At 75.3% G+C, this 11,306-nt stretch carries 7 protein-coding genes; 3 read left to right on the forward strand and 4 right to left on the reverse strand.

The features are described from left to right. Positions 1 to 22 precede the first annotated feature (22 nt). The gene (locus tag LG396_RS21420) at positions 23 to 850 is read left to right on the forward strand and encodes an endo alpha-1,4 polygalactosaminidase (RefSeq protein ID WP_225795983.1); all 828 of its coding nucleotides are present in this window, start codon (positions 23 to 25) and stop codon (positions 848 to 850) included. Here the strand turns inward: LG396_RS21420 and LG396_RS21425 are convergent. Next, positions 829 to 2,370, reverse strand: coding sequence for an MFS transporter (locus LG396_RS21425; RefSeq protein WP_225795984.1), 1,542 nt, complete (start codon positions 2,368 to 2,370; stop codon positions 829 to 831). The genes LG396_RS21420 and LG396_RS21425 overlap by 22 nt on opposite strands. A gap of 80 nt (positions 2,371 to 2,450) precedes the next feature. Here LG396_RS21425 and LG396_RS21430 point away from each other — a divergent pair, with 80 nt between their 5' ends. Continuing rightward, positions 2,451 to 3,233: a TetR/AcrR family transcriptional regulator C-terminal domain-containing protein gene (locus tag LG396_RS21430; RefSeq protein ID WP_225795985.1), complete on the forward strand. Its 783-nt coding sequence runs from the start codon at positions 2,451 to 2,453 to the stop codon at positions 3,231 to 3,233. Positions 3,234 to 3,341: 108 nt separating this feature from the next. Then, positions 3,342 to 4,349 carry a Rossmann-fold NAD(P)-binding domain-containing protein gene (locus LG396_RS21435; protein WP_037743830.1) on the forward strand — a complete coding sequence of 336 codons (1,008 nt, stop codon included), beginning with the start codon at positions 3,342 to 3,344 and terminating at the stop codon, positions 4,347 to 4,349. A 171-nt stretch (positions 4,350 to 4,520) separates the two neighbouring features. On the opposite strand, the gene LG396_RS21440 is transcribed toward LG396_RS21435, so the two are convergent. The 3 genes from LG396_RS21440 to LG396_RS21450 all read right to left on the reverse strand — a co-directional run bounded on the left by LG396_RS21440 (position 4,521) and on the right by LG396_RS21450 (position 11,156). Beyond that, positions 4,521 to 6,992 (reverse strand): PQQ-dependent sugar dehydrogenase, encoded by a 2,472-nt coding sequence (locus LG396_RS21440; RefSeq protein WP_225795986.1) that lies wholly within the window; start codon positions 6,990 to 6,992, stop codon positions 4,521 to 4,523. Positions 6,993 to 7,140: 148 nt separating this feature from the next. Continuing rightward, a complete protein-coding gene (locus LG396_RS21445; protein WP_225795987.1) occupies positions 7,141 to 9,543 on the reverse strand; it encodes an ROK family protein in 2,403 nt (800 codons plus the stop codon). 212 nt (positions 9,544 to 9,755) lie between these two features. After that, the gene (locus tag LG396_RS21450; protein WP_225795988.1) at positions 9,756 to 11,156 is read right to left on the reverse strand and encodes an erythromycin esterase family protein; all 1,401 of its coding nucleotides are present in this window, start codon (positions 11,154 to 11,156) and stop codon (positions 9,756 to 9,758) included. Positions 11,157 to 11,306: the final 150 nt, after the last annotated feature.

The following is an 11,306-nucleotide window of genomic DNA, read 5'->3' on the forward strand; positions in this document are numbered from 1 at the left end:
CGGCGGGCGCGATAGTGGCGGGGTGACTCGCGTACGCACCCGAAGGGCCGGCGCCGCCCTCGCCGGCGCCGCCGTCGTGGCCGCCGCCCTGCTCGTGGTCCCGTGGGGAGAGGGCGACGGGGACGGGGCCGAGGGCCGGGCGCTGGAACTGCCGCCGCCCGGCGCCGGGCTCGACTACCAGATCGGCGGCGCGTACGACCCGCCCCCCGGCGTCGGCGTCGTCGTCCGCGACCGCGGCGACGCCCCCGCCCCCGGCGTGTACAACGTCTGCTATGTCAACGCCTTCCAGGCCCAGCCCGGCGCCGAGGACGAGTGGGACCCCGACCTGCTGCTGCGCGACGCCGCGGGCGAGGTCGTCTACGACGAGGACTGGGGCGAGGCCGTGCTCGACCTGCGCACCGCGGACAAGCGCCGGCGCATCGCCGCGGTGGTCGGGCGCTGGATCGACGGCTGCGCCGAGCGCGGCTACCAGGCCGTCGAGCCCGACAACCTGGACACGTACACCCGCTTCCCGCGCCTGCTGACCGCCGCCCAGGCCCGGTCGTACGCCGCGCTCCTCGCCGAGCACGCGCACGGCCGCGGGCTGGCGGTGGCGCAGAAGAACACCGCGGAGCTGGCCGGCGACCGGGCGCGTACCGGGCTGGACTTCGCGGTCGCGGAGGAGTGCGGCGAGTACGACGAGTGCGCTGCCTACGCCGGGGCGTTCGACGACCGGGTGCTGGTCGTCGAGTACACCCCGGGCGGCCTCGCGGCGGCGTGCGGCGAGTGGGCCGACCGCCTGAGGATCGTCCGCCGCGACCGCGCGGTCTCCCCGGAGGGCGCCGCGGACTACGTCCGCGAGACCTGCTGAGAGACGGCTCCCTTCGGCTCGGCCGCCGCGTACCCGGACCCGGACCCGGTCTCGGACCCGGACCCGGACCCGGACCCGGGCTCCCGTTCCCGCTCCGGGCGCGGCGTCGCGAGCAGCGACGTCAGGCACGCCGCGCCCAGCAGCACCGCCGCCCCCACCGTCAGCGCCGTCGTGTACCCGTGCACCGTGGCCGCCGTCGCCGTGGTCCCGGCCGCCGACGCGAGGTGCGCGGCGGCGGCGCTCGCGGCGAGGGTGTTGAGCAGTGCCGTGCCCAGCGCGGCGCCCAGTTGCTGGGACGCGTTGTACGCCGCCGAGGCCGCGCCGATCTCGTGCGGGCGCATGTGCGCGGTGGCCAGCGCCGCCGTCGGCGGCATGACGCAGCCGAGGCCGAGACCGGTGAGCACCAGCGCCGGTACGAGGTACGCCCCCAGCACCGCCGAGGAGTCCGCCGTCAGCCGGGTCAGGAGCAGCATGCCGAGCGCCGCCGCGACCAGCCCCGGCACGATCAGCGCGGCGGGCGCGACACGCCCGTGCAGCCGCCCGGCGATGAGCATGGAGCCGGCGAGCGCCGCGGCGGCGTTGACGATGAGCGTCAGCCCCGACTCCACGGGCGAGTAGCCGAGGACGGTCTGCGTGTAGTAGCTCATGAACAGGTAGAAGCCGAAGATCGCGACGAACATCAGCGTGATGGCGGCGAACGCCCCGCCCCGCGCCCGGTGCAGCAGCACCCGCATCGGCAGCAGCGGCTGCGGCGCCCGCAGTTCCACGGCGACGAACGCGGCCAGCAGCGCCGCCCCGCCGGCGAGCAGCGCGAGCACCTTCGGGTCGCCCCAGCCGTGCGGCTCGGCCTCGCTGAAGGCGTAGACGACGGCCGCGAAGCCGGCGGTGCTGAGCAGCGCGCCCGGCACGTCGAGCCTGCCCGCGGCGCGCAGCGGGGGAGCGTGCGGCACGAACGCGGTGCCGAGGACGGCGAGGAGCGCGACGGGCACGTTGACGTACAGGCACCAGCGCCAGCCCGCGTACTGCGTCAGCAGCCCGCCCGCGATCAGCCCGACCGCCGCGCCCGCCGCGCCGACCGCGGCGAACACCCCGAAGGCGCGCCCGCGTTCGCGTGTGCCGGTGTAGGTCGTCGTCAGCAGCGAGAGCCCCGCGGGCGCGAGGAGCGCGGCGAAGACGCCCTGCAGCGCGCGGGCGCCGAACAGCATCCCGGGACCGGTCGCGGCGCCGCCGAGGGCGGACGCGGCGGCGAAGCCGACGAGGCCGACGGCGAACGCGCGGCGGTGGCCGAGGAGTCCGCTGACCCGGCCGCCGATCAGCAGCAGGCCGCCGAAGGCGAGCGCGTACGCGGTGATCGCCCACTGGCGGTTCGCGTCGGTCATGCCGAGCGCCTGCTGCGCGGACGGCAGGGCGATGTTCACGATCGTGCTGTCCAGCACGACGAGCAACTGGGCCGTGCTGACGGCCAGCAGGGTCCACCAGCGGCGCCGGCCCCCGGCGCGTGCGTGCGTCTCATCCGGCACGGGTTCGCTCCTTATCTAACGACGTATGGGATTCCCTAACAGCGTTAGGGAACGCCGCACACCGTACTACACTCGGCCGGGTGGGTAACGAGAGAAAGCCGCGTGACCAGCGGAAACGCGGCAAGGACGGCGAGGCGCAGAGCATCTGGCTGCGCCCTGGGCGGACGTCGACCCGGGGCGAGCCGCCGCTGACCCGGGCGCGGATCGGGACGGCGGCGGTCGCGCTGCTCGACGAGGACGGCATCGACCGGCTCACCATGCGCCGCCTGGCCGACCGGCTCGCGGTCGTCGCGCCCTCGCTGTACTGGCACGTCGAGACCAAGGACGACGTCATCGACCTCGCGGTCGACGCGATCTTCGGCGAGGCGGAGCCCCCGGCGGCGGGAGCCGCGACGGCGGCCGGGACCGGGGCCGCGGCCGGGGACCCTGCCGCCGACTGGCGCGCGGACGTCGCCGCCGTGCTCGGCACCTGGCGCGCCGTCCTGCTGCGCCACCCCTGGGCCGCCGCCGTCCCGGCCCGCCGCAAGCCCGGCATCGGCCCCCGGTTCCTCGCCTGGATGGAGGTGTTGCAGGCCACGCTCGTACGGGCCGGCTTCACCGGCCGCGACCTCCTCGCCGCCACCTGGGCGCTGCACAACCACGTCCTGGGCTCGGCCTCGACCCAGGTGGCGCTGGACGTCACCGAGGAGGAGCGCGACACCGCCCAGGAGCGGGTGCGCGCGGACAGCGACCGCTACCCGACGCTCGCCGCCAGCGACTACCTCCGCGACGACGACTGGGACGGCACCTTCGCGGCCGGGCTGGAGTTCCTCCTCGACGGCCTCCAGGCGCGGCTCGCACGGACCGCGGCGGGCGGGGCGTAGCGCGGCGGCCCGGGACGGGGCACGGGGCGTAGCACGTTCGCGGGGGACGGGCTCTGCTGTCGGCGTAGCGATGCCGTGCCGGACGGGTATCGGTGCTTGGGTGCGGGGATGGACATTCTCGTGCTGGGCGGTACGGCCTGGGTGGGCCGGGAAGTGGCGCGGCTGGCGCTCGCGCGGGGGCACCGGGTGACGTGCCTCGCGCGCGGCGAGAGCGGCGGGGTGGCGGACGGCGCGGAGCTGGTGGTCGCCGACCGGCGGGAGCCCGGCGCGTACGACGCGCTGCCGGCCCGTACCGCGGACCGCCCCTGGGACGCCGTCGTCGAGGTGTCGTGGCAGCCCGGCTTCGTCCGCGGCGCCCTCGCCGCGCTCGCCGACCGGGCCCGGCACTGGACCTACGTCTCCTCCGGCAACGTCTACGCCACCCACCACCGCCCCGGCGCCGACGAGTCCGCGCCGCTGATGGAGCCCACCGACCTCGACGAGGTCGGCCGCGAGCTGTACGGCGAGGCCAAGTCGGCCTGCGAGCTGGCCACCCGCGCGGCGGTCGGCGACCGGCTGCTCGTCGCCCGCGCCGGCCTCATCGGCGGCCCCGGCGACCACACGGGCCGTACGGGCTACTGGGTGGCACGCGCCGCCCGCGACCCCCGGAGCCCGATGCTCGTACCCACGGGCCCGCGGCTGTCGACGCAGGTCGTGGACGTCCGGGACCTCACCGCGTGGCTGCTCGACAACGCGGAGTCGGGCGCGACCGGCACGTACGACGCGGTCGGCCCGGTGCTGTCGCTGGCGGAGTGGATCCAGCTCTCCCGGGAGGTCGGCGGGCACACGGGGCGGGTGGCGGAGGCCGGTTCCGGGTGGCTGCGCGCGCAGGGCGTGGAGCAGTTCATGGGGGCCGAGTCGCTGGCGATGTGGCTGGACGAGCCGGGCTGGGAGGGCTTCACGGCGCGCAGCGGTGCCGCGGCGGTGGCGGCGGGGCTGACGCACAGGCCGCGCGTGGAGCTGCTGGCGGACCTGCTGGAGTGGGAGCGCGAGCAGGGCCTGGACCGGCCCCGGCGGGCGGGGCTGAGCCCGGAGCGGGAGCGGGAGTTGCTGGCGCTGCTGGTGGCGGAGGCGTAGTCGCCGCGCGCGAGCGGGTGCCCACCGCTGCCGTACGGAAGATCGTTGTCGGTGGGGCGGCCTACCCTTGGGCGGGTGCGTGGGGGAGATCGCTCCGACGGGAGACCGGCACGGTGCGCTCCGCCCAGCCGGGCGCACCGTGCCGGCCGGTCATCGGCCCGTCCTCTCCGCCTACCCCGTCGTGAAGGTGAAGGCGTCGATGTCGAGCAAATTCCCCTGCCCCGTCGGCCCCGCGAACCGCAGGTAGAGCGTCGTCGCCCCGGCGGGCGCCGCGGTCAGCGACGCGCTGACGTCCTCGTAGTTCTCCCAGCCGCCGGTCGGCGGGACCGTCAGGGTCCCGAGCAGGTCGCCGGTCGGTGAGCCCGTACGGACCTCGATCGTGCCGCCCGGACCGCCGGAGGCGACCCGCGCGCTGACGCCGGTCACGTCGTCCAGCGCGTACGGCTCGAAGGACACCCAGTCGCCGTTGTCCGTGAACCCGACGGTGGCGCCGCCCTCCGCGCCGCCGTGCCCGGCGATCTCGATGCCGGACATCCCGCCGAAGTGCTCGGCCTGCCGGTGCCGCGGCTGGAGGGTGCGGGTGCTGGTGCCCGTCAGCCCGCCGTTGTCGGTGTACTCGGCCTCGAAGACCCCGTACAGGTTCGCCGCGCTGTCGTGTTCGCCGTCCTGCGGCACGCTGATGGTGCCGCTGCAGCCGTTCGCCGAGGTGATCTCGTGGGTGTGGCTGTCGTGCCCGAGCGAGTAGGCGACCCGGACCTTGGAGCAGTCCACGGCACCGTCCTCCGGGTCGCTCGCGGCCACAGTGAACGGCACGTCGTCGCCGAAGGAGAACAGCCGCCCGTCGCCCGGCGTCCGGAGCGTCACCGTGGGCGCCGTGTTGCCGGCCGTCACCACCAGGCTCGCGGTGCCCGTCAGGCCCTCGGGGTCGGTGACGGTGAGGGTCGGCGTGAAGGTGCCCGCCCCGGTGTACGTGTGCGAGGGGTTCGCCTCGTCCGAGGTGCCGCCGTCGCCGAAGTCCCAGCGGTACGTGAGCGCCCCGCCCTCCGGGTCGGCGCTGCCCGCCGAGCTGAACTTCACCGTCAGCGGCGTACCGCCCGAGGTGACGTCGGCGGCGGCCTGGGCGACCGGGTTGCGGTTGGAGCCGGCGAGGTACTCGATGCGGTACAGCGCCGCGGGGCCGCTGCCGGAGCCGTAGTCCAGGACGTACAGCGCCCCGTCGGGGCCGAAGTCGGTGTCGATGATCTGCGTGCCGTCCCAGGGGAAGTCCTCGATCAGCCCGGGGGAGCCGTCCTGGCCGACCTCGATGGCCTTGATCCACTGCCGGCCCAGCTCGGCCGCGAAGTACCGGCCGTCCAGGGACTCGGGGAACTTCACGTCCGAGTCGAGGCCCGGGTCGTAGCGGTAGACCTCGCCGCCCATCGGCGACTCCGAGCCGCCGCCGAACTCCGGCGGGCTGCCGGCGTCGCCGCCGTAGCGGATCCAGGCGGGCTCCGCCGCGGGGAGCTTGTCCTGCCCGGTGTTGTGCGGGGAGTTGTTCACCGGGCCGCCGGCGCAGTCGTACTTCGCGCCCGAGGGGCCGTTGGGGAAGGTGAACTCGTTGTACGTCTCCGCCGCGGTGTTCGTGCCCGTGCAGTACGGCCAGCCGAAGTTGCCGGGCCCGGTGATGCGGTTGAACTCGACCTGGCCGCTCGGCCCGCGGTTCGGGTCGCTGCCGCCGGCGTCCGGGCCGTAGTCGCCGAGGTAGACGGCGCCGGTCTCGCGGTCGACGGACATCCGGAACGGGTTGCGGAAGCCCATCGCGTAGATCTCGGGACGGGTCCCGGGGGTGCCGGGCGCGAAGAGGTTCCCGGCGGGGACGGTGTAGCCGTCGGCCGTGGGCTTGATCCGCAGCACCTTGCCGCGCAGGTCGTTGGTGTTGCCGGAGGAACGCTGGGCGTCGAACTGCGGGTTGGTGTCGGCCCGCTCGTCGATCGGGGAGTAGCCGCTGGAGGCGAAGGGGTTGGTGTCGTCGCCCGTGGTCAGGTACAGGTTGCCCTGGGCGTCGAAGTCGATGTCGCCGCCGACGTGGCAGCACTGGCCGCGGTCGTTGGGCACTTCGAGGATGACCTGCTCGCTGCCCATGTCCAGGGTGTTGTCCGCCCTGAGCGTGAACCGGGACAGGTTCAGGTGGCCCTTCCAGGGCTCGAAGTCGGCGGGGCTGCCGGTGGCGGGCGCGTCGCCGGGCGGGGTGTTCAGCACGGGCGAGTAGTACAGGTAGACCTGCCGGTTGGCGGCGAAGCCGGGGTCGGCGGCGACGCCCTGGAGGCCCTCCTCGTCGTGGCTGTAGACGTCGAGTTTCCCGGCGGTCTTGGTGTTGCCGGCCGCGTCGGTGACGCGGACCGTGCCGTCGCGCGCGGTGTGCACGACCGAGCGGTCCGGCAGCACGGCGAGCGACATGGGCTCGCCCATCTCGGCGCCGCCGGACGCGAGTTGGACGTGCTGGTAGTCGCCGGGGGGTATGTCCGCCGCGTCGCCGGCGGCCGGGCCGCCGGTGGCGACCGCGCCGCCGCCGAGCACGAGCGCGAGGACGGTGAGCAGCCGCAGGGAGCGGCCGGGTCTGGACACCCGTCTCGGCCGGGGCCAGCGGTGGGGGGTGCGTCTCATCGGGTTCCTTCCTGGTACGTCAGGGGTGACGGTCCGTACGGTGCGCGGGGAGTGCGGGTCGTACGTGCTGCTGGTGGTACGTGCTGCGGGGCGTGCGGTTCGCGGCGAGTGCGGTCGTGCGGTTCGCGGGGAGTGCGGGGCGTGCCGTTCACAGGGCCCTCAGGGCCGTCCCGCCGCGCAGCCTCGGGGTGAACGCGGCGTGGAAGATCGTGGAGGCGGCCCCCACCGCGGCCGCCTCCGGGCCGAGCACCGACCGCTCGACGTCCACGTGCCGCAGCCGGCGCGCGGTGGGGAAGTCGTTGACCATCTCGCCGATGTGGGACAGGTACAGCGGCGCGGCCGGGTCGGTGAAGAACGGCCCGCCCAGGACGACGAGGTCGATGTCGAGCAGGTCCACCAGCCCCGTGGTGCCCTGCCCCACGGCCCTGGCCAGGTCCCGTACGGCGGCGGTGGCGGCCGGGTCGCCGGCCGCGGCGGCCTCGGTGACGGTGCGGTAGCCGGCGGTGGTGCCGGCCGCGGCGGCGTCGAGCGGGAAGCCGTGCCGGGCGGCGAGCCGGGACAGTCCGAGCGGCGGGTTGCACTCGGGCAGCACCTCGGGCCGGCCGCCGGCTTGCGTACGTCCGAGCGCGACGGCGCACAGCTGCCCGAACTCGCCGGCGTTCGCGCTGGTGCCCCGGTGCAGGTCGCCGTTGAGGTAGAGGCCGGAGCCCACGCCCGTACCGAGGTAGACGTACGCGAAGTCGCGGGCGCGCCGGTCGCGGCCGATCCACCGCTCGCCCGCGGCCGCCGCGGTCGCGTCCTTCTCCATGATCAGCGGGCACTGGAAGTGGTCCTTGAGGAGGTACAGCAGCGGCAGGTCCGTCCACACCGACATCAGCGGCGGGTCGAGCACCGTGCCGGAGTCGGTGTCCACGGGCCCGGGGACGGCCACCCCGATGCCGAGGAACCCCCCGGGCCGTACCGCGCCGCGGGCGTCCGCCAGCACGCCGCGGCCGAGTTGGGCCACCTGCCTGACCAGCACGTCGGGGTCGGCGGTCGGCTGCACGGGCCGGGTGCGCTCGGCGACGATCGTGCCGTCCAGGTCGATGACGACCGCGGTGAAGACCTCCGGGTCGATGTGGATGCCGACCGCGTGCGCCGCTTCGCCGCGCAGCCGCACGGGGGTGCGCGGCTTGCCGGACGTCGCCTGGCGGCGGTTGTCCTCGACGAGGATGCCGCGCGCCAGCAGCGAGCGGGCGATGCGGGACACCGACTGCTGGGTCAGGCCGGTGCGGTGGGCGATCTCGCCGCGGGTGACGGTGCCGGCGAGGCGTACGGCCTCGATGACGACGCACTCGTTGAACGAGCCGAGGTCGATGTGGTTCGCTCCGCCGGCCGCCTCCCGCCGGGCGCCGCCGGCCGCACCTCCGGCGGTGCCGCCCCCTGCGGCGCCGGGCGGTCCGTCGCGGCGGGTACGGGGGCGGGGCGGGGCGGCGTGGCTGGCTATCGACTCGCGGAGCCACTGCAGCGGCTCGCCCGCGGGCCGCCGGGCGTACGCCTCGACGGCGCCGGCGAGGTCGAGGTAGACGCGGCGGGAGGACTCGGGGTGGCGGGAGCTGTCGAGGGCGACGAGGGCGCGGAGGTAGCTGCGCCAGGTGCAGGTGGCGGGGATGCGGTGGAGGGTGGCGGGGGGAGAGGCCTCGGGCCGGATGAGGGCGGGGGCGGCGGGCGCGGCGGGTCCCGTGGGGCCGGCGGGTCCTGCGGGCCCCGGGAGTACCGCTGGAGCCGCGGGAGTCGAGGTGGCCGCGGTGCCCGAGGCGGCCGCGGTGCCCGCGGTGGGCGGGTGGGCGTGCGGGTGGACCGCGGCGGGGTCCGCGGTCCAGAGCGTGAGCGCGTACAACTCGATACGCGGATGCCGCCTGCGGGCCTTGGTGAGGAACGCGGCGAGCGCGCGGTGCGGCGCCGGCGGCCGGCTGCCGGCCACGGCGCCGGGCAGCGCGGTGCAGGCGCGGTCGAGACCGGCGAGCACGTCGGCGCCCACGGCGCTGCCCGCGGGGCGCGGCTGCGCGGCGGCGCCGGGCCGGGCGCCGGCGAGGAGCACGGCGCCGTGGGCGTCCGCGTACAGGCCGACGACCCAGATGTCGGAGCCGGGCAGCGGCGGGTCGGCGGGCGGGTGCTCCGACCAGCGGCGCCGGATGGCGGCGACGGTGGCGTGGGACAGGCCCAGTTCGCGGCCGACGGCCCGGGAGGCGGCGGCGCCGTCGCTGGCGAGGAGCGTACGGGCGAGGACCTCCGCCTCGTCGACGGTGGCCGGCCGCCCGGGGCGGGCGCGGTGCCGCAGGCCGGCGATGCCCTCGTCCGCCCACTTGTGCCGCCAGGTGCCGACGGTCTGCCGGGAGACGCCGAGCCGGCGGGCGATATCCGTGTCCCGCATGCCCTGCCCGGCCAGCAGCACGATCCGCGCCCGCAGTTCGAGCGCCCCGCCCTCGGCCGCCCACTGCCGCAGCACACCGGTGTCCTCGGCGGAGGGCAGTGCGGGGGCGGCGACGGTCGCCTGCTTGTGGGGGTGCATGGCGTGGCCTTCCTGTCCAGCTCGTGCCGCACATGTAAAACCACGGGTGTTATTAAGTCAACGCCCTGATTCGACCTTTTAGTTGCCGTCCTGTAAAAGGTGCTGGTGAATTGTCAGGGGAATTAAAAGACGCCCGGCGCAATGTTGGAAAATAACCGGCTGACAACCGCCCCCGGCCGGCCGGCCGGGGGCGGTCGTCAGCCGGGTGGCTGTCAGGGCAGCCGCTCGGCCGCGTCGACCTCGTGCAGGTGCACCAGGACGTCCGCGGACCGCGCGAGCGACTGCGGGGTCTCGGCCGCCGGCGGGTAGTTGGTGCCGACCTGGCGGCTGAGCCGCGCCTCGGTCAGCCACCCCCGGGCGGGCTCGCCCACGGTGCGCAGGTCCATCGTGAAGTCCCGGTACGGGACCTGGTCGAGCAGGTGCTCGTTGCTTCCGGCGGGGGCCGGGCCGACGGTGAACGTGCCCATCTCCCCGTCCGGCCCGATGGCGTTGAACGAGCCGTGGTCGAATGTCGTCCGGAGGCTGACGTACCGCCCGCCGAGCCGCTCGCGCAGGACGGCGCCGGCGGTCGTGGGGAACTGCCCGGGGTCGATGGGCTCGTAGGACAGGTGGGCGTTGTGCCCGGCCATGAGCACGGGGTCGTCGGTGTACCCGTACCACCAGGCGGTGTTCTCGGCCATCATCTCGTCGCGGTGGCGGCGGGAGGCGAGGTCCTCGGCGGGGTCGTCGAAGTCGAAGGCGTACATCCTGGCGACCTGCGCGATGACGCGGGCGTGCTGGAGCGCGAGCGCGTACGCCCGGTCCCCGCCGCCGCCTCCGCCGCCCGCCGGGCGCGCGTCCCGCAGCAGCTCGTACGCGGCACCGGCCCGCCGGTGCATGTCCCGGCGCTCGGCGAGGGGCAGGCCCATGTACGTCTCCATGGACTCGTCCACGGACCCCTCCGGGCGCTGCCCGGCGTACAGCCGCGTCAGCTCCGGCAGGAGGTCCGGGTGCCGGTCGCGGACGTAGGAGGTGACCTTGTCGAAGAGGACGGGCCCGGCGAGGGCGATGTCGTTGCCGACGAAGCGGAGCTGCCGGTCGTGCCGCTGGTTGTAGGCCCGCATCCATTCGAAGAGGTCCAGGTATTCGCGGGTGTTCCACAGCCGGTAGGAGTTCTGGAATTCCTCGCGCATGATCCGGCGGATGTCGCCTTTGCCGCCGCGGATATACGCGTCGATCCGTACGCCGGCGCTCCAGTTGGCCTCCAGAACGAAGGTCCGGTATCCCTTCTTCTCGACCAGGTGGCGGAAGAGCCGGTCCCGGAAGGTGAAGAACTGCTGCGAGTTGTGGGTCGCCTCCCCGACACCGGCGACCTCGGCGTCCCCGACGGCCGCGACGAGCGGCCGCAGGTCGCCGGCCGGCCCGCCGGGCGCGGTGGAGGCCAACGGCCGGGCGGCCCGGGTGAGTTCGGGCAGCGGGTCGGACGCGGACGCGGTGCCGGTACGGGCGTGGGCGGGCACCGTCGTTAACGCACCCGCGAAGAGCAGGGGCACCAGGGCGAGCCCGAGGAGTCTCTTGCGCCGCGGCGACCGCGGACGGGATGTGCTGGCGTATGCGGGAGTTCTCGTGTCCATGGCCGCCATACTCCCGACGCCCACGCCCCACCAGAACCCGAAGAACCCCCGCCCCCGGGTAGCGCAATCCCCACCCCGGACACCCGGCCACCACCCATCCCCGACCACAGCCCCGCCGACCGCGCGCACCGGCGGCCCGCTGCGCGGGGC

This window comes from Streptomyces aculeolatus, assembly GCF_020400605.1.
GTDB classification, from domain to species: domain Bacteria; phylum Actinomycetota; class Actinomycetes; order Streptomycetales; family Streptomycetaceae; genus Streptomyces; species Streptomyces aculeolatus.